The 18,458-nt window shown below is 71.0% G+C and carries 18 protein-coding genes; 12 read left to right on the forward strand and 6 right to left on the reverse strand.

Annotated features, from left to right (window positions below; genetic code table 11):
• Positions 1-15 precede the first annotated feature (15 nt).
• Together M8C13_RS38700 and M8C13_RS38705 are read right to left on the reverse strand one after the other, a co-directional pair.
• Positions 16-3,198 (reverse strand): BTAD domain-containing putative transcriptional regulator, encoded by a 3,183-nt coding sequence (locus M8C13_RS38700; RefSeq protein WP_252485787.1) that lies wholly within the window; start codon positions 3,196-3,198, stop codon positions 16-18.
• A gap of 189 nt (positions 3,199-3,387) precedes the next feature.
• Positions 3,388-5,175 (reverse strand): long-chain fatty acid--CoA ligase, encoded by a 1,788-nt coding sequence (locus M8C13_RS38705; RefSeq protein ID WP_252485788.1) that lies wholly within the window; start codon positions 5,173-5,175, stop codon positions 3,388-3,390.
• Positions 5,176-5,286: 111 nt separating this feature from the next.
• Here M8C13_RS38705 and M8C13_RS38710 point away from each other — a divergent pair, with 111 nt between their 5' ends.
• From M8C13_RS38710 to M8C13_RS38745, 8 genes are all read left to right on the forward strand, one after another.
• Positions 5,287-5,664 carry a polyketide cyclase / dehydrase and lipid transport gene (locus M8C13_RS38710; RefSeq protein ID WP_252485789.1) on the forward strand — a complete coding sequence of 126 codons (378 nt, stop codon included), beginning with the start codon at positions 5,287-5,289 and terminating at the stop codon, positions 5,662-5,664.
• 10 nt (positions 5,665-5,674) lie between these two features.
• Entirely contained in the window at positions 5,675-6,112 is a 438-nt protein-coding gene (locus M8C13_RS38715) for a DUF1801 domain-containing protein (RefSeq protein ID WP_252485790.1), read from the forward strand.
• Between the two features lie 80 nt (positions 6,113-6,192).
• The gene (locus tag M8C13_RS38720; RefSeq protein ID WP_252485791.1) at positions 6,193-6,774 is read left to right on the forward strand and encodes a Uma2 family endonuclease; all 582 of its coding nucleotides are present in this window, start codon (positions 6,193-6,195) and stop codon (positions 6,772-6,774) included.
• Positions 6,775-6,800: 26 nt separating this feature from the next.
• On the forward strand, positions 6,801-7,589 hold the full coding sequence (locus M8C13_RS38725; RefSeq protein ID WP_252485792.1) for a metallophosphoesterase: 789 nt from the start codon (positions 6,801-6,803) through the stop codon (positions 7,587-7,589).
• 26 nt (positions 7,590-7,615) lie between these two features.
• Positions 7,616-8,056, forward strand: a complete 441-nt coding sequence (locus M8C13_RS38730; protein ID WP_252485793.1) for an SRPBCC family protein — start codon at positions 7,616-7,618, stop codon at positions 8,054-8,056.
• A gap of 26 nt (positions 8,057-8,082) precedes the next feature.
• Positions 8,083-9,297 (forward strand): ArsA family ATPase, encoded by a 1,215-nt coding sequence (locus M8C13_RS38735; RefSeq protein ID WP_252485794.1) that lies wholly within the window; start codon positions 8,083-8,085, stop codon positions 9,295-9,297.
• A gap of 4 nt (positions 9,298-9,301) precedes the next feature.
• Positions 9,302-9,691 (forward strand): hypothetical protein, encoded by a 390-nt coding sequence (locus M8C13_RS38740; RefSeq protein ID WP_252485795.1) that lies wholly within the window; start codon positions 9,302-9,304, stop codon positions 9,689-9,691.
• Positions 9,685-10,635: an ROK family glucokinase gene (locus tag M8C13_RS38745; protein WP_252485796.1), complete on the forward strand. Its 951-nt coding sequence runs from the start codon at positions 9,685-9,687 to the stop codon at positions 10,633-10,635. Before M8C13_RS38740 ends, M8C13_RS38745 begins: the two co-directional genes overlap by 7 nt.
• 102 nt (positions 10,636-10,737) lie before the next feature.
• Here the strand turns inward: M8C13_RS38745 and M8C13_RS44885 are convergent, their stop codons facing one another.
• Positions 10,738-10,869, reverse strand: a complete 132-nt coding sequence (locus M8C13_RS44885) for a hypothetical protein (RefSeq protein ID WP_256510433.1) — start codon at positions 10,867-10,869, stop codon at positions 10,738-10,740.
• 156 nt (positions 10,870-11,025) lie between these two features.
• Positions 11,026-11,499, reverse strand: coding sequence for a hypothetical protein (locus tag M8C13_RS45190; protein ID WP_305884048.1), 474 nt, complete (start codon positions 11,497-11,499; stop codon positions 11,026-11,028).
• Between the two features lie 203 nt (positions 11,500-11,702).
• Between M8C13_RS45190 and M8C13_RS38755 the strand changes: the two genes are divergently transcribed.
• The 3 genes from M8C13_RS38755 (at position 11,703) to M8C13_RS38765 (ending at position 14,123) form a co-directional block, all read left to right on the forward strand.
• Entirely contained in the window at positions 11,703-12,401 is a 699-nt protein-coding gene (locus M8C13_RS38755) for a lysophospholipid acyltransferase family protein (protein WP_256510434.1), read from the forward strand.
• A 42-nt stretch (positions 12,402-12,443) separates the two neighbouring features.
• On the forward strand, positions 12,444-12,947 hold the full coding sequence (locus M8C13_RS38760) for a polyadenylate-specific 3'-exoribonuclease AS (RefSeq protein ID WP_252485797.1): 504 nt from the start codon (positions 12,444-12,446) through the stop codon (positions 12,945-12,947).
• 150 nt (positions 12,948-13,097) lie between these two features.
• On the forward strand, positions 13,098-14,123 hold the full coding sequence (locus tag M8C13_RS38765) for a 6-phosphofructokinase (RefSeq protein WP_252485798.1): 1,026 nt from the start codon (positions 13,098-13,100) through the stop codon (positions 14,121-14,123).
• A 65-nt stretch (positions 14,124-14,188) separates the two neighbouring features.
• Here M8C13_RS38765 and M8C13_RS38770 read toward each other — a convergent pair whose 3' ends face one another.
• Both M8C13_RS38770 and M8C13_RS38775 read right to left on the reverse strand, forming a co-directional pair.
• The gene (locus M8C13_RS38770) at positions 14,189-15,391 is read right to left on the reverse strand and encodes a glycoside hydrolase family 5 protein (protein WP_252485799.1); all 1,203 of its coding nucleotides are present in this window, start codon (positions 15,389-15,391) and stop codon (positions 14,189-14,191) included.
• A 101-nt stretch (positions 15,392-15,492) separates the two neighbouring features.
• Complete coding sequence (locus M8C13_RS38775) at positions 15,493-16,872, reverse strand: pyridine nucleotide-disulfide oxidoreductase (RefSeq protein ID WP_252485849.1); 1,380 nt, start codon at positions 16,870-16,872, stop codon at positions 15,493-15,495.
• Positions 16,873-17,055: 183 nt separating this feature from the next.
• On the opposite strand from M8C13_RS38775, the gene M8C13_RS38780 reads away from it, so the two are divergent.
• Entirely contained in the window at positions 17,056-18,444 is a 1,389-nt protein-coding gene (locus tag M8C13_RS38780) for a class II 3-deoxy-7-phosphoheptulonate synthase (protein WP_252485800.1), read from the forward strand.
• The last annotated feature ends 14 nt before the right edge of the window (positions 18,445-18,458 follow it).

An 18,458-nucleotide genomic window follows, 5' to 3' on the forward strand; every position in this document is an offset into this window, starting at 1 on the left:
TTCCGCTCAACCTGTCTACTCGACCCCCGCCGGCTCGCGCTGGCGCCCCCACACCAGCGTGAACAACTCCCGCGCCCGCGCCAGGTACGGCGCGGCGGCCCCGGCCTCCGGGCCGCGACCCAGTCCCTCCGCGATGAGCAGCAGGGTGCGCGCCTCGCCGAGCCGGTGGCCGGTCTCGGCGTGCACGTCCAGCGCTTGCTGCGCGGTGGACAGCGCCGCGGCCAGCCCGTCGGCGCCCAGCGGGTCCGCGGCCAGCCAGGCGGCGGCCAGCGCGGTGAGCGCCTGGCCGACCTTGACCCGGCGGCCCGACGCCCTGGCCACCCGCTCGGCCTCCCGCCCGCAGTGCAGCGCCTCCTCGGCCGCGCCCGCCGCGGTGTGCGTCTGGGTGAGCACGATCAGCGCGTCGATCTCGGTGCTCGCGTGCGCGATGTCCCGGGCCAGGCCGAGCGAGCCGGTGGCGGCGCGCAGCGCGGCGGCGTGCTCACCGGCGGCCAGGTGCAGCGCGGCCTGGGTGCACAGGGTGTCGCACTCGGTGCGCCGGTCGTCCACCGCGCGCGCGTTGGCCAGCGCGGCCTCGGCGTGCCGGGCCGCTTCGGCGTGCTCGCCCAGGTCCAGGTACACCTTGGCCAGGGCTTCCTGGGTGTTGGCCTGGTCGTAGCGGGAGCCGTGGTCGGCGTAGAAGGCCAGCGCCTCGGTGAGCTGGTCCGCGGCCAGGCGCAGCTGACCGAGGTCGGCCAGCACGATGGCCAGGTTGACCAGGGTGCTGTAGGCCAGCGCCCGCGCGCCCAGTTCGCGGTGCAGGTCGACCGCCCGGTGCAGGTGCCCGGCGGCCTCGGCGAGCCTGCCGAACACCGCGTGCGCGATGCCCAGGTTGTTCAGCGTGGTCGCGGTGGCCGTGGTCTTCGGCCGACCGGCGCGCAGGGCCAGCGCGCGCTGGAAGTGCTCGACGGCCTGCTGGTAGTCGCCGCCGTTGCTGTGCGCGGTGCCGATGTTGTGGTGCATGGTCGCGGCCGCCTCGGCCTCACCGTGCTCCTGGGCGGCGCGCAGCGCGGCGTGCCCGGCGGCCAGCCACTCCGCGGTGTGCCGGTGCGCGTAGAAGTACAGCCGCAACGAGTCGATCAGGTGCCAGGCGGTCTCCGGCGGCCCGTGCCCGGCGGCGTGGTGCACCGCGGCGAGCAGGTTGGGCCGCTCGGTGTCCAGCCAGGCCAGCGCCTCCTGGCCGGTGGCGAACTCGGGCGCGGGCACCTGCCCGGTGTCCCTGGACAGCAGCAGCGCGTCCGGGTAGAGCCGCCGGATCGCCTGGTCCGCGCCCCGCAGGTAGCCCGCGAACAGCCGCCGGCGCGCGGCGATCAGCTCTTCGGCGCTGTCCTCCTCCTCGCCCAGGTCCTGGGCGTAGCGGCGGAGCAGGTCGTGGAAGTGGAAGCGTCCAGGCGAGTGCTGGCCGACCAGGTTGGCGGCGGCCAGGCGGTCCAGCAGGCGGTCGGCCTCGGCCAGGTCGACATCGGCCAGTGCCGCGGCGGCCTGCGCGGTGAAGTCGGGGCCGGGGACCAGGCCGAGGTGGCGGAACAGGCGGCGGACGTCGGCGGGCAGCGCGGTGTAGGACAGGTCGAAGGCGGCGTGCACCGCGGCCTGGTCGTCGCCGTCGATGCTCAGCGCGGCGATGGTCCCGGCGCGCAGCTCGTCCCGGTAGCCGCCCAGGGTGTGCCGGGGGTTGCTGACCAGGTTGGCCGCGGCGATCCGCAGCGCCAGCGGCAGCCGGGCGCACAGCTCGGCCAGCCCGTCGGCGGCGCCCGGCTCGGCGGCGATCCGGTCCGGCCCGAGGATCGCGGCCAGCAGGTCCCGCGCCTCCGGCCGGTCCAGCACCTCCAGGGTGAGCCTGCGCGCGCCCTGCAACGCGGTCAGCCCGCGCAGGTCGTCCCGGCTGGTCACCAGCACCCCGCAGTGCGGCTCGGCGGGCAGCAGCGGGCGGACCTGCTCGGCGGCGGCCGCGTTGTCCAGCACCACCAGCACCCGGCGGCCGGTGAGCAGCGACCGGTACAGCGCGGCCTGCTCCTCGATCTCGGTCGGGATCTGCTTCTGCGGCACGCCCAGCACCCGCAGGAAGTGCGCCAGCGCCTCGGCCACGGTCATCGGCTGGCTGCTGGCGTGCCCGCGCAGGTTGATGTGCAGCTGACCGTCCGGGAAGCGCTCGCCCAGCCGGTGCGCGGCCCGCACGGCCAGCGCGGTCTTGCCGATGCCCGGCGGTCCGGCCAGCACCACGATCGGCGCGGCCGTGCGCGGGGCGGAGCTGGACAGCAGCTCACCGATCCGCCGCAGCTCACCGGCCCGGCCCACGAAGTCGGCCAGGTCCGGCGGCAGCTGGCGGAGCACGCCCTGGCGCGGTTGGGCGGGCAGGTCGGCGGGTGGCTCGACCGGGCGGGGCGCGGCCAGCGCGGGGTCGTTGACCAGGATCGCCCGGTGCAGCTGGCGCAGCGGCTCGCCGGGGTCGATGCCCAGCTCCTCGGCCAGGGTGTCGCTGAGCTGGCCGAACACCCGCAGCGCCTCGGCCTGCCGGTCGCAGCGGTAGAGGGCCAGCATCAGCTGGTGCCAGAACCGCTCGCGCAGCGGGTGCTCGGCGGTGAGCCGGTGCAGCTCGCCGGCCAGCTCGGCGTGCCTGCCCAGCTGGAGGTCGACCTCGATCCGGCGTTCCAGGGCCTGCAACCGCTCCTCGGCCAGCCGGGGCGCCTCGTCCCGGCGCAGCGCGTCCGAGGGCACCCCGGAGAGGGCCTCGCCGCGCCAGAGCGCCAGCGCCCGGCGCAGGCAGTCCGCCTCGCCTGCCGGATCGGCGGCCGCGGCCAGCGCCCGGCCCTGTTCCAGCAGCTCGCGGAAGGTGAACAGGTCGAGCTGGGCGGAGCCGAGCCGGATCAGGTAGCCCTCGGGACGGGTGTGCACCAGCTGGCCGGGGCCCGGCTCGTCGCCGAGGGCCTGGCGCAGCCGCATCACGTAGGTCTGCAGGGTGCCGCGGGCGCGGGCGGGCGGCGTGTCGCCCCAGATCCGGTCGAACAGCTCCTCGACCGGCACCACCTGGTTGGCCCGCAGCAGCAGGGTGGCCAGCAGCGCCCGGTGTTTTCCGGCTCGTACCTCGACCGGCAGCCCGCCGCGGCGGACCTCGACCGGACCGAGGATCCGGAAAACCACCTCCTTGGGCGCCGATTCCATGAATTCCTTCCCCCCGTGCCCTGGTTACGGGCACCATGAAGCCTGGGCCGACCGTGCCCCGAACACTGTAGGCGTCCGCGTTAGTCACACGTCAGCGAGACGACAGCGCCGTCCGGCAACCTTGTTCTCAGGGGGGCCGGGTGGCCCGCGCTACAGGGGGACGAAGCGCGGGCCACCCGAAATTTTTCCTCAGCTGTACATGCCGGAGATCTCGGTCGAGTAGGTCTCGTTCACCACGTTCCGGCGCAGCTTCAGGCTCGGCGTCAGCTCGCCACCGGCCTCGGTGAAGTCCACCGGCAGGATCCGGAACTTCTTGATCGCCTCCGCGTTGGAGACCGCCTGGTTGGCCTCGGCCACCGCGGCCTCGATCTCCCCGCGCAGCTCGGCGTCCTCGATCAGCTCCGCCACGGTGGCGTTCTCGGGCTTGCCGTGCTGCTTCTTCCAGGCCGGGAAGAACTCCGGGTCGATGGTGATCAGCGCGGCGATGAACGGCTGCCGGTCGCCGACCACCATGCACTGGCTGATCAGCGGGTGCGCGCGCAGCCGGTCCTCCAGCACCGCGGGAGCGACGTTCTTGCCGCCCGCGGTGACGATGATCTCCTTCTTCCGCCCGGTGATGGACAGGAAGCCCGCGTCGTCGAGCTCGCCGAGGTCACCGGTGTGGAACCAGCCGTCCCTGATCGACTCGGCGCTGGCCGCCTCGTTCTTCCAGTAGCGGCGGAAGACGATGTCGCCCTTGATCAGCACCTCGCCGTCCTCGCCGATGCGCACCGAGGTGCCGGCCACCGGGCGGCCGACCGAGCCGATCCGGATCGCGTCCTGGGTGTTCACGCAGGCCGCGGCGCTGGTCTCGGTGAGGCCGTAGCCCTCGTAGACGGTGACGCCGACCCCGCGGAAGAAGTGCGCCAGCCGGGCGCCGAGCGGGGCGCCGCCGGAGACCGCGGCCTGGCAGCGGCCGCCGAGGGCGTTGCGCAGCTTGACGTAGACCAGCTTGTCGAACAGCGCGTGCTTGAGCTTGAGGCCAAGGCCGGCACCGCCGTGGTCCTGCGCCTCGCTGTAGGCCACCGCGGTCGCCTCGGCCAGGTCGAAGATCTTGCCCTTGCCCTCGGCGTGCGCCTTCTGCTTCGCGCCGTTGTAGACCTTCTCGAACACCCTGGGCACCGAGACCACGAAGGTCGGCCGGAAGGTGCCCAGGTCGGCGACCAGGTTCTTCACGTCCGCGGTGTGCCCGACCGTGGTGCGGGTGTAGACCGCGCACACCGCGAGCACCCTGGCCAGCACGTGCGCCAGCGGCAGGAAGGCCAGCATCGAGTTGCCGGGCTGCAACAGGCTGGGGAAGGCGGCGATGTCGGAGCGGATCTCGGCCAGCAGGTTGCGGTGGGTCAGCTCGCAGCCCTTGGGACGGCCGGTGGTGCCCGAGGTGTAGATGATGGTGGCCAGGTCATCGGCCCGCACCGCCGCGCGCCTGCTGTGCACCTCGCTGTCGGGCACGTCCTTGCCCGCCTCGGTGAGGCTGGTCACGGCGCCGTTCTCGATCTGCCACACATCGGACAGTTCGGGCAGGTTGCCGCGCACGCCGTCCAGGGTGCTGCGGTGCGCCGAGGTCTCCACGACCACCGCGCGGGCGCCCGAGTCGGACAGGATCCACTCGATCTGACCGGCCGAGGAGGTCTCGTAGATCGGCACGCTGACCGCGCCGGCGAACCAGATCGCGTAGTCGAACAGGGTCCACTCGTACCGGGTCTTGGACAGCAGCCCGATCCGGTCGCCCTGTTGGACACCCGCGGCGATGAAACCCTTGGCCAGCGCGACGACCTGGTTGGCGAAGTCCTTGGCGGTGACGTCAAGCCAGGTGCCGTCGACCCGTCTGCGGAAGCTCACCGCCGTCGCGAACCGCTCCGCGTTGGCCCACACCATGTCGGTGAGGTTCTCCTCATCGGCCACGGTGGCGGTGGCCGGGACGCTGAACTCTCGCACGTCAACCTCGCTAACGCAGGGAGGGTGTTACTGACGGGTTAACCTAGCTGCTTGTGACGCTGTGACAATAGGGCGTAACCCAGCTGTGGCCGTTATGGCACGCTTTGTCCCATGTCCTCGGTAGACGTGGTCGACGAACTCTTCATCACAGTTCCCCCGTCCACCCTGGCCGCCAGCCTCGCCGACCCGGCCTCCTGGCGCGCGTACTGGCCGGACCTGGAGCTGACCGTCTACGCCGACCGCGGCGCCGAGGGCCTGCGCTGGACGGTGGCCGGAGCGCTGGTCGGCACCATGGAGCTGTGGCTGGAGGCGGTGCTGGACGGCACCGTCGTGCACTACTTCCTGCGCGCCGAACGGCCGGGCGAGGTCCCGTTCACCCCGCGCGAGGCCCAGCGCGAGACGGTGCGCCGGCAGCGTGCGCAGAAGAAGGTCGCGTTCACCTGGAAGGACATGTTCGAGGCGGGGCGCCCTGTCGGGGTCGCGCCTTAGCCTCCACGATATGCAGAGCAGCGCGAACACCATCGAGGCCTACCTGGCCGAGCTGCCGCCGGACCGCCGCGAGACCGTGGCCGCCGTCCGCGAGGTGGTCCTGGCGAACCTGCCCGAGGGCTACGACGAGGGCATGGACTTCGGGATGATCTGCTGGCACGTCCCGCTGAGCCGGTACCCGGACACCTACAACGGCCACCCGCTGGGCTACGTGGCGCTGGCCTCGCAGAAGCGGTACCTGTCGCTGTACCTGATGGGGGCGTACGCGGACGGGGACGGCTTCCGGGCGCGGTACGAGGCGACCGGGAAGAAGCTCAACATGGGCAAGTCCTGCGTGCGGTTCACGAAGCTGGACGACCTGCCGCTGGAGCTGATCGGCGAGGTGGTGGCCGAGGTGTCGCCGGAGCAGTACATCGAGATCTACGAGAAGGCCCGCGGCCTGCGGTGAACCGGGGTGGCTTGCGAGGCGGTGCTGGTGCGGTGATCCGGCAGCCGGTGGGATACTGCTGGTAGACGTGAGGAGCGGCTGTGACGGCACTTCCGGAGACCGGTTTTTTTCACCTCCTGACCATCGAGGAGTATCTCGCGCTGGGTGAAGTCGAACACGGCTACACCGAACTCCTGGAAGGCCGCCTGCTGATGTCGCCGAGCCCGGTGCCCGATCACAACGTCGCCTCGGCGGAGCTGCGGGACCAGCTCAAACCGCAACTCCCGGCCGATCTGGAAGTGATCCAGGACATCGACATCGATCTTGAGTTCGCGCCGCCAGGCGGGCCGGGTTCCTCCCGGCGGCCGGACCTGATCGTCGTCGACCGGAACGCGCGCCGGCGGGTGCGGGCAGAGGGCGGGATGATCCGCGCCAGTGAAGTGCTCGTAGTGGTGGAAGTCGTCTCGCCTGGCTCCCGGCGCACCGACAACGTGGCCAAACGGACCGAGTACGCCGAGGCGGGTATCCCGCACTACTGGATTCTCGACATCGTCGAGCCGATGTCCCTGGTCGCCTGTCACCTCACCGAGGAGTTCGGGTACCAGGACGATTCCCGGGTCACCGGCACCTTCACCACCACGGTGCCCTTCCCCGTCACGATCGACCTGGGCCGCCTCAACTGATCCCGCCGCTCGCCTAAAGTCGTTCCGTGCGAGTTCACGTGGTCTCCGACGTCCATGGCAACGCCGACGCGCTGGCCCGTGCCGGTGACGGAGCGGACGCGCTGGTCGTGCTCGGGGACCTGCTGGACTTCGTCGACTACCACAACCACGAGCGCGGCATCTTCGGCGCGGTGTTCGGCGCGGAGAAGGTCCGGCAGTTCGCTGAGCTGCGCAAAGGCGGGCGGCGGGGCGAGGCTGGGGCCTTTGTCCGGTCGTTGTGGGCTGGGCTGGCGGACGCGGCGGCGGTGATCGAGGAGGCGGCGCGGGAGCAGTACGCGGCCATGTTCGGGGCGATGTCCGCGCCGACCTACGCCACGCCCGGCAACGTCGACCTGCCGTACCTGTGGAAGGAGTTCGCCGGGTCCGATCTCCAGGTGCTGGACGGGGACGTGGCCGAGATCGGCGGGCTGCGGTTCGGGTTCGCCGGTGGGGCGCTGCTGCTGCCCGGCACCTCGCTGCCGCGGAACGCGCCGTGGCTGCCCTACCTCCGCTCGGCCGAGGAGTTCGGCGAGGCGGTGCTGGAGCTCAGCGCGGTCGACGTGCTCTGCACGCACATCCCGCCCGCGCGGGCCGAGCTGACCTACGACGTGGTGGCGCGGCGGGCCGAGCTGGGCTCCTCGGCGATCCTGGAGCTCATTGACCGGGACCGGCCTCGGTGGTCGGTGTTCGGGCACGTGCACCAGCCGTTGGCGCAGCGGATGCGGATCGGGCGGACGGAATGCGTCAACGTGGGTCATTTCCAGCGGCGGGAGCGGCCCTACGTGCTGCGGTGGTGACCCCCGAACGCGGTAACCTCCCGGCTATGGCCGACCAGTCCACCCAGTCCATCGTCATCGCCGCCTCGCCAGAGGAGATCATGGCGGTGATCGCCGACTTCGTCAGTTATCCCGACTGGGCCGACCAGTTCAAGTCCGTCGAGGTGCTGGAGACCGACGGGGCGGGCCGGCCGAGCCAGGTCCGGTTCAAGGTGGACGCCGGCGCGTTCAAGGACGAGTACGTGCTCGCCTACGACTACAGCGAGGATGGCCGCTCGCTCGGCTGGAACCTGGTCAAGGGCACCATGCAGAAGGCCCAGAACGGCCGCTACCAGCTGGCCGAAGAGGGTGCCGGCACCAAGGTCACCTACTCGCTCACCGTCGAGCTGGCCATCCCGATGATCGGGCTGTTCAAGCGCAAGGCGGAGAAGATGATCATGGATATCGCGCTGAAGAACCTCAAGCGACGGGTCGAGAGCGCGGGCTGAACCGGCGTCCCGGAGAATCGTCACTCGTGCGTGTCCTGCTGTTCACCGGCAAGGGCGGGGTGGGCAAGACGACCCTCGCCGCCGCGACGGCCGCCCGCCTCGCGGCAGGCGGCCACAAAGCGCTGGTCGTCTCCACCGACCCGGCGCACTCCCTCGGCGACGCCCTCGGCGCCCCGCTGACCTCCGCGCCCGCCGAGGTGGAGGGCGCGAACGGGCTGTACGCGGCCCAGATCGACGCCCGTGGCCTGGTCGACGGGGCCTGGCAGGAGCTGCGCGGGCACCTGCACACCGTGCTGGCCGGCGCCGGGGTGGACGAGCTGGACGCCGAGGAGCTGACCGTGCTGCCCGGCGTGGAGGAGCTGCTGGCCCTCGCCGAGGTCGAGCGCGCCGCGCGCCTTGGGCCATGGGAGACGGTGGTGGTGGACTGCGGTCCGACCGCCGAGACGCTGCGCCTGCTCGCGCTGCCCGAAGCCTTCGCCGGCTACCTGGAACGACTCTTCCCCACCCACCGCAGGGTGGTCCGCGGCCTGCTCGCCGGTGTCGCGGGCAGCGCCACGGTGGAGAAGTGGGACGCCGCGGCCGAGGCGCTGGGCAGGCTGGCGGTGCGGCTGGAGGCCCTGCGCGACCTGCTGGTGAGCCCCGAGCACACCAGCGTCCGGCTGGTGCTGACCCCGGAGCGGGTGGTCGCCGCCGAGACCCGGCGCACGCTGACCGCCTTGGCGCTGCAAGGCATCCGGGTGGACGGACTCATCGCCAACCGGGTGCTGCCCGACCTGGGCGCCGGTGGCCGGGGCGCCGCGGCCCAGTGGCTGCGCACCCGCCGCGGCGAGCAGGACGCCGTGCTGGCCGAGCTGCACGAGGCCACCGACGTGCCGGTGCGGATCGTGGAGCACCGGGCCGCCGAACCGGTCGGGGTGCCCGCGCTGCTGGAACTGGCCGCCGAGCTCTACGGCGAGGGCGACCCGCTGGCCGGGGCCGACCGGCCGCCGCTGGTCTCGGTCAGCGGCGGTGGCCGTGGCCTGGAGGCCCGCTACGAGCTGCATCTGGCGCTGCCGCTGCTGGCCGAGTCCTCAGTGGACCTGGCGCGGGTGGACGACGACCTGGTGGTCACGGTGGACGGCAGGCGCAAGCTGGTCGCGCTGCCCGCGGTGCTGCGGCGGTGCGAGGTGACCGGCGCGGCCGCCGGGACCGAGGGGCTGACCGTGCGGTTCCGGCCCGACCCCCGGCTCTGGATGCGGTGAGGCGATGAACGAGCAGAACAACACCGGCGACGGACAGAACCGGCTGGCCGAGGAGGCCAGGCTGCTGCTGGACGCCCTCGCCGAGCGGGCGGTGCCCTGGCTGCGCAAGCTCGCCGCCGAGCAGCCCGGCGACGAGCACAGTCCGGCCAGCTGCGGCTGGTGCCCGCTGTGCGCGGCCATCGCGGTGGCCCGCGGCGAACGGCCGGAGCTGGCCGTGCGCGCGGCCGAGCACCTGGCCGGGCTGCTGGGCACGCTGCGCGCGGCCATGGAGGAGCGGGTGCCCGCGGCGCCGGGCCAGGACGTCGGCGCCACGCCGCCGCCCGCCGGGTCGCCTGGGACTGAAGCGCCGAGCGCGCCCCGGGTACAGCGGATCACGGTGGAGCGGGAGTGCTGACTGTCGGCATCGACGTCGGCGGGACCACGGTGCGGGCAGGGGTGGTCGACGACCACGGCTCGGTGCTGGACACCGCCCGCACCGCCACCCCGGCCGGCCAGGACGCGCTGGAGAACGCCATCGCCTCGGTGGTCGGCCAGCTGACCGAGCGGCACGAGGTGTGCGCGGTCGGCCTGGCGGTCGCCGGGTTCGTCACCGAGGACCGGCGCGGCGTGCGCTTCGCCCCGCACCTGGCCTGGCGGCAGGCCCCGGTCGCGGACCGGATGACCCGCAAGCTGCGGCTGCCCGTGGTGCTGGAGCATGACGCGAACGCCGCGGCCATGGCCGAGTACCGCTTCGGCGCCTCCCGTGGCGCGCGGGTGTCGGTGATGGTCGCACTCGGCACCGGGATCGGCGGCGCGCTGCTGGTCGACGGCGAGGTCTTCCGCGGCGCGCACGGCGTCGCGCCGGAACTGGGCCACCTGCGGGTGGTGCCGGACGGCCGCCCATGCCCGTGTGGCAAGCGGGGTTGCTGGGAGCGCTACTGCTCGGGCACCGCGCTGGCCGCGACCACGGTGGAGCTGCTGGCCAACGAGCCCGGCCTGTCCACCGTGCTGGCCCGCGAGCCGCTGCGTGACGGCCGCACCATCACCGGCCGCGCGGTGGCCGGCGCGGCCCGCGAGGGCGACCCGCTGGCGCTGCGCGCCTTCGGTGAGCTGGCCCGCTGGCTCGGCGAGGGCCTGGCCCTGGTCGCCGACGTCTACGACCCGGAGGTCGTGGTGATCGGCGGCGGGGTCTCGGAGTCCGCGCCGCTGTTCCTGGACGAGGCCCGCGAGCACTATGCGCGGCAGGTGACCGGAGCAGGCCACCGCCCGCTGGCCCGCATCCGCCCGGCCCAGCTCGGCGACGACGCGGGCATCGTCGGCGCGGCCGCGCTGGCCGCAGACCTGGTCGCCAGGGTCTGAGCCCCGGTTCGAAAACGAAACGGACCCGGCGCGGTGGCACGGGTCCGGCAAGTGGACAACGCCTGGCTGATCCGGCGACGCTGCCGGTCAGGCGCCGCTGGGTCAGCGGCCGCTGCGGCGGAACAGGCGGCGGCGACGGCCACCGGTGGTGTTGCGACGGTGCTGCTTCTGCTCACGCGCCCAGCTCGACTCGGCGAGCGCCTTGGCGAGCCACATGGCCTGGAGCTGATCCATGGAGAGGGACCTGCCTTCCGTTTCTGTATCGGTTCTGACGAGTCTCAGGCTACGCCTCGACTGAATCGGTACACAAACGAGAAACCGCAGTTCGTGGCCCACCTCACCGCGTTACGCGGACCCCTGTGACCTGCCTCCCGCCGAGGCGGCGCGGGGTCAGACCTGGGCGCCGTCGTGCCAGCCGGAGTCCGGCGGCGGGCCCTTGCGCATGTTGACCACCAGCCAGCCGATGCCGCCGCTGATCAGCAGCAGGCCCAGCGGGAAGGCGGTGCTCCACAGCATGCCGATCAGGCCGTGGGTGAAGAACAGCAGCACGCCAAGGCCGATCAGCGCCAGCGCCGCGGCCGTGGTGCGGCGCAGCGGCGGGATGGGCGGCGGCTCCGGGGGCTCGTAGTGGCCCTCGTCCTCCTCCGGCGGCGCGGCCGCCTGGCGGGACGGCTGCTCTTCCTCGGCCGCGCGCTCGGGGCGCGGGGCGCGTTCCGCTTCCGGCGGCTCGACGGCCTTGGCCGCGGCCTCCGGGGTCTCCGGCCATTCCGGAGCGCTGCCCTCACGGCGGAGACCCGCGACGATCGCCTCGAAGGCGGCGTCCACGTCCTCCGGTCCGTTGGTCTCCTCCGCGCGGTTGCTCATCACCGCCATCGTCCCATGAGCGGGCCGTGCCCGGCAGACGTCGGAATGGGCCTTCCGGCAGAAGAAGATGGGTGTGTCTGGTCACCTGTGCACGTCAACGGGTGCGTTGCCGTTGTGCGCAGTCGAACTCGCTCCGTAGTCTGGCGTACACCGGCCTGGTCTGGGCTTTGAGGGAGGCGCTTTCCGCGGTGTTGTGGTGGGTGATGAAGTGGGTTCTGCTCGGACCCATCTTGCGGCTGTTCTTCCGTCCGTCCATCCAGGGACTTGAGCACGTCCCGGAGTCCGGCGGAGCCATCCTGGCCAGCAACCACCTCGCGGTGGCCGACTCGTTCTTCCTGCCCCTGATGGTGCCGCGCCGGGTCACCTTCCTGGCCAAGCGGGAGTACTTCACCGGCAAGGGCGTCAAGGGCCGGTTCAAGCGGGCCTTCTTCGGCGGGCTGGGCCAGGTGCCGATCGACCGCTCCAGCGCGATGGCCGCGCAGGCCGCGCTGGACACCGGCGTGCGGCTGCTCAAGGAGGGCAAGCTCCTCGGCATCTACCCCGAGGGCACCCGCTCGCCCGACGGCAGGCTGTACAAGGGCAAGACCGGCGTGGCCAGGATGGCGCTGGAGGCCGGCGTGCCGGTGGTGCCGGTGGTCATGGTCGGCACGGACCGGGCCAACCCGATCGGCTCCAAGATGTGGCGGCCGCACAAGATCCGCATCGTGATCGGCCCGCCGCTGGACTTCTCCCGGTACGAGGGCCTCGGCGGGGACCGGTTCATCGAGCGGTCCATCACCGACGAGATCATGTACACCCTGATGGAGATGTCCGGCCAGGAGTACGTGGACGTCTACGCCGCGAAGGTCAAGGAGCCGCAGGCCACGCCGTCCACGGCCACCCCGGAGCGCAAGGCCGCCTGAGTCGCGGTCAGGGGCGGAACGGGCGCCGACTAACCTTGGTCGGTGCGGTTCTTCTACGACTGTGAGTTCATTGAGGACGGGGTCACCATCGACCTCGTCTCCATCGGGGTGGTGAGTGAGGACGGTCGTGAGTACTACGCCGTGTCCACTGAGTTCGACCCCGAGCGGGCGGGTCCGTGGGTGCGGCAGCACGTGCTCGCGAAACTGCCCCCGCCCTCGGATCCGCACTGGCGCAGCCGCAACCAGATCCGCCGCGAGCTGCTGGAGTTCGTGACCGAGTCGGACAACCAGCCCGAGCTGTGGGCCTGGTTCGCCGCCTACGACCACGTGGCGCTGGCCCAGCTGTGGGGCGCGATGCCCGCGCTGCCGCCGGAGCTGCCCCGGTTCACCAGGGACCTGCGGCAGCGCTGGGAGGACCTGGGCAAGCCCCGGCTGCCCGGCCCGCCGGCCGACGCGCACGACGCGCTGGCCGACGCCAGGCACAACTACCAGCGCTGGCAGATCATGGAGCAGACCCGCCAGCGGAAGGGCTTCGCGGTCCGCTGAGCAGGCGGCGGTAGTTCCTCTTCTTCGCCTGAAGTTCCGGAAGTGTTGCCGGTTATCGGCACCCCGCTTGCTGCACCGATCCAGGTGCGGGCAGACTCGGCGGTGACGCGAGAGACGCCGCTCACAGTCGGCGCGAAGAGGAGGCACTACATGCGCATTGGTGTGCTCACGGGTGGTGGCGACTGCCCGGGGCTGAACGCGGTCATCCGGGCGGTCGTCCGCAAGGGCGTGGAGGTCTACGGCCACGACTTCGTCGGCTTCCGCAACGGGTGGAAGGGCCCGATCGAGGGTCACACCAAGCCGCTGGGCCTGGACCAGGTCGAGGACATCCTGACTCGCGGCGGCACGATCCTGGGCAGTTCCCGGACCAACCCGTACAAGGTCGAGGGTGGCGTCGAGGCCATCCGCAAGAACCTGGCCGAGCTGGGGGTGGACGCGCTCATCGCCATCGGCGGCGAGGACACCCTCGGGGTGGCCAAGCGGCTGACCGATGACGGCATCGGCGTGGTCGGCGTGCCGAAGACGATCGACAACGACCTGGGCGCGACGGACTACACCTTCGGCTTCGACACCGCGGTGCACATCGCCACCGAGTCCATCGACCGGTTGCGCACCACCGCCGAGTCGCACCACCGCGCCCTGGTCGTGGAGGTCATGGGGCGGCACGCGGGCTGGATCGCGCTGCACTCCGGCCTGGCCGGCGGCGCGAACGTGATCCTGGTGCCGGAGAAGCCGTTCAGCGTGGACAAGGTCGTCGAGTGGGTGCAGCGGCGGTTCGAGCGCGAGTACGCGCCGATCATCGTGGTGGCCGAGGGCGCGGTGCCGGAGAACGGGGCCGAGGTCCTGCTCACCGGTGAGAAGGACGCCTTCGGGCACGTCCGGCTCGGCGGCATCGGCACCTGGCTGGCCGAGGAGATCGCGCAGCGGACCGGCAAGGAGTCCAGGGCGGTGATCCTGGGCCACACCCAGCGCGGTGGCACCCCGACGGCCTACGACCGGGTGCTGGCCACCAGGTTCGGGCTGCATGCGGTGGACGCGGTCAACGACGGCGACTTCGGCGTGATGGTGGCGCTGAAGGGCACGGACATCGTGCGGGTGAAGCTGGCCGAGGCCACGGCCGAGCTGAAGACCGTGCCGGCGGACCGGTACGCCGAGGCCGAGGTCTTCTTCGGCTGAGTTCCACAGGTTGAGCTAAGCGACGCTCTCAACGGGGAGAGCGTCGCTTTCTTCTCGCTGCTCAGCTACCGGAGGCCGCTCATGATCGCGTTGATGATGCCCTGCTGCGTCACCGCGAGGGTCCGCCGGTTGAACAGCCCGAACCCGTACCGTCCGTTTTCGCCGTTGTCCCAGTAGACGGTGGCCGCGCCGTACTTCTTCGACACCGACACGATGGCCCGCGCGTAGTCCGCGCGATACCGGTTGTTCGAGGAGTCGGCCGAGGACTTGTCGATCGAGCCGTACTCACCGACGACCACCGGATAGCCCTTGGTGACGAAGGTGTCGTACATCTTCTTCAGCTGGGACTCCAGGTAGTCCTCCTGGCCCCAGGTGGATTTCCGGGCCGGATTGGTCGACCCCCGGCCCCACTGCGTGATGGTGTCCTTCTCCTCACCCGCGAAGTCCCACGGGCTGTAGTAGTGCACCGAAATCATGATGCGCTTCTCGTTGGCCGGGATCGAGGGCGACCGGTACTGGTCGGTCGGCAGCACGAAACCGTAGTTCCCCGCGGTGTAGTCGATGTTGGTGTTCCAGCCGGGCACGAGCAGCCACCGCGAGCTGTTCTGCCCGCCGGCCCGCCGCACGGTGTCCACGAAGATCTGGTTGTAGCTGTTGATGTTCGAGTAGCAGGGCTGCGTCGGATTGCCGTACTGCCCGTCGAAGTTCTCGTTCATCGACTCCAGGATCAGGCGCTGGTCGTAGTTCTGGAACCGCTGCGCGATCTGCTGCCACACCTTCTGGTACTTGGCCTTGATGGTGGCCTGCGCGGAAGAATCGCAGATAAGCCAGGAGTTGCTGATGGTCTTGTAACCGTCGCCGTGCATGTTGATCAGCACGTGCAGGCCGCGGTTGTAGGCGTAGTTCACGACCTCCTGGATCCGGTTCAGCCAGGCGGAGTTGATCGTGTAGTTAGGGCCGGCGCCGATGTGTCGCAGGTAGGAGACCGGGATTCGGATCGTCTTGAACCCGGCGGCCCGCACCTTGTCGATGAGCGCTTGCGTGATGGTCGGCTGGCCCCAGGCGGTTTCGCCGGGAGTTCCGTCGATATTGGCTTCCAGCTGGTTGCCGAGGTTCCAGCCCGCGCCCATGCTGGCCACGATCTGCGCGGCGTTCTGCTGGCCGACCGGGGCGGCCGAGGCCGGACTCGCCAAACCGGACGCGGAAGCGGCAACCGTCAGCACGGCGGCGAGCAAGCCGGCCTTGATCTTTCCTACTGGTGAGCGCACAGGTTTCTCCCGCGTCTTCAGGGCGGCGGAAAGCGTATTGCAACATTGCAGTAGCCGACCTGCTCAGTCAATGGCTGAGCTGGGAGAAGCCTATGCCTGGCTCAATTCGACGAAATTCGAGTCGAACGATCCGCCGCTTCGCTGGAAATCGCGATCATCTCCTCGCGGCTCACCACCTTGACGCGTTCCCGGTTGGCGGCCAGGCCGAGTTTCAGTTCGTGGGTGTCGAGCCGGTTCCAGCCTTCCAGGGTGGTGTATTCGATGCCGCGTTCGACGAGCAGCTCGGTGACCCGGTCCGGATTTGGTTCCGGGGCCGGGGTGATGTTCGGCAGGTCGGCCAGGATGCTGTTGACGGTTTCCAGCGCGTCGCCCTTGGTGTGGCCGATGAGGCCGACCGGGCCGCGCTTGATCCAGCCGGTGACGTAGGTGCGGTCCACCTGCTCCGCGCCGTCGAGGACCCGGCCCGCCTCGTTCGGCACCACGCCCGCCGCGTGGTCGAAGGGCAGCTCCGCCAGGTGGCTGCTCAGGTAGCCGACCGCGCGGTAGACCGCCTGGACCGGCCACTCGTGGAAGGCGCCGGTGCCCTTGACGTCGCCGGTGCCGTCGAGCTCCATGCGCTCGGTGCGCAGGCCGGTGACCACGCCGTCGCCGAGGATGGCCACCGGGCGGTGCAGGAAGTGCAGGTGCAGGCGGCGGGGGCGGGCGCCGGGGTCGCGGATGGCCCAGTCCTGGAGGGTCTTGACCACCTGGCGGACCTGGTTGCTGCGCTCGATGGCCCGCAGGCTGCCCTGGTCGAACTCGATGTCCTCGGGGTGGACGATGACCTCGACGTTGGGGGAGTGGTCGAGCTCGCGCAGCTCCAGCGGGGTGAACTTGGCCTGGGCCGGGCCCCGGCGGCCGAAGACGTGCACGTCGGTGACCGGGCTGCCCTTCAGGCCCCGGTAGACGTTGTCCGGGATCTCGGTGCTGAGCAGCTCGTCTGCGGTCTTGGCCAGGATGCGGGCCACGTCCAGGGCGACGTTGCCCACGCCGAGCACGGCGACGCTGTTGGCCACCAGCGGCCAGTCCCTTGGCACGTCGGGGTGGCCGTCGTACCAGCTGACGAAGTCGGCCGCGCCGTAGCTGCCGTCCAGGCCGATGCCGGGGATGTCGAGGGAGCGGTCCTTCTCCGCGCCGGTGGCGAAGATGGCCACGTCGTAGTGTCGGCGGAGGTCGTCCAGGGTGAGGTCGGCGCCGTAGTTGACGTTGCCCAGGAAGCGGATCTCCGGGCGTTCCAGCACGCGCTGCAGGGCGTGCACGATCTGCTTGATGCGGGGGTGGTCAGGGGCCACGCCGTAGCGGATCAGGCCGTAGGGAGCGGGCAGCTTCTCGAGAAGGTCGATGCTGACACCGGAGAACTGCTCGGTCAGGTTCGACCATGACTCAGCGTCGGACTTGGCCAGGATGTCGGCGGCGTAGATGCCCGCCGGACCCGCACCGATGACCGCGACCCGTAGCGGGCGCTGCATGACGTTCTCCCTCAGCTCTGGATGACTCCCTGTAGTTTAAGGTTAGCCTGACCTAACTGGATTGATTCGGTGAGCCTGCTCTCACGTTTTCGTTCCACCTGGCGAGAGAGCTGTACCAGGGAGCAGGAGCTGGACTACACCGCGTACCCTTGGCCCGTGAACTGGACCGTGGACGTGCCGGTCGACACGCTTCCTGCGTTGCCGCCCCTGCCACCCGAACTGCGTACCCGTCTCGACGACGCCCTCGCTCGTCCCGCTGCCCAGCAGCCGGACTGGCCCGACCCCGAGCAGGTACGCAACGTCCGCGCCGTGCTCGAAAGTGTTCCCCCGATCACGGTGCCGCCGGAGATCGAGCGCCTGCGTGACCGCCTGGCCCAGGTGGCCCGCGGTGAGGCGTTCCTGCTCCAGGGCGGCGACTGCGCGGAGACCTTCGCCGACAACACCGAGCCGCACATCCGGGGCAACATCCGGACGCTGCTGCAGATGGCGATCGTGCTGACCTACGGCGCTTCCATGCCGGTGGTCAAGGTCGGCCGGATCGCCGGGCAGTACGCCAAGCCCCGCTCCTCGGGCACCGACGCGCTCGGCCTGCCCACCTACCGGGGCGACATGGTCAACTCGCTGGTGGCCACGCCGGAGGCCCGCGCGCACGACCCGTCCCGGCTGGTCCGCGCCTACGCCAACGCCGGTGCGGCGATGAACCTGGTCCGCGCGCTCACCAGCGCGGGCATGGCCGACCTGCACCGGGTGCACGACTGGAACAAGGACTTCGTGCGCTCCTCGCCCGCCGGTGAGCGGTACGAGGCGGTGGCGGCCGAGATCGACCGCGGGCTGCGCTTCATGCAGGCCTGCGGCGTGACCGACCACAACCTGGAGACGGTTGAGCTCTACGCCAGCCACGAGGCGCTCGTGCTGGACTACGAGCGCGCCATGCTGCGGATGGACGTCAGCGGCGAGACGCCCAAGCTGTACGACCTGTCCGCGCACTTCCTGTGGATCGGTGATCGCACCCGTCAGCTCGACGGCGCGCACATCGCCTTCGCCGAACTGCTGGCCAACCCGATCGGGCTCAAGATCGGACCGAGCACCACGCCGGAGATGGCCGTGGAGTACGTGCAGCGGCTCGACCCGCACAACACCCCCGGCCGGCTGACGCTGATCTCGCGCATGGGCAACTCCAAGGTGCGCGAGGTGCTGCCGCCCATCGTGGAGAAGGTCACCGCCTCCGGCCACCAGGTCATCTGGCAGTGCGACCCCATGCACGGCAACACCATCGAGGCCAGCACCGGCTACAAGACCCGGCACTTCGACCGGATCGTGGACGAGGTGCAGGGCTTCTTCGAGGTGCACCGCAAGCTGGGCACCCATCCCGGTGGCATCCACATCGAGCTGACCGGTGAGGACGTCACCGAATGCCTCGGTGGGGCCCAGGAGATCTCCGACGCCGACCTGTCCGGTCGCTACGAGACCGCCTGCGACCCGCGCCTGAACACCCAGCAGTCCCTTGAGCTGGCGTTCCTGGTCGCGGAGATGCTGCGCAACTGAGGTTCTGGGCAAAC

Origin of the sequence: Crossiella sp. SN42, from assembly GCF_023897065.1 — a bacterium.
GTDB lineage: Bacteria > Actinomycetota > Actinomycetes > Mycobacteriales > Pseudonocardiaceae > Crossiella.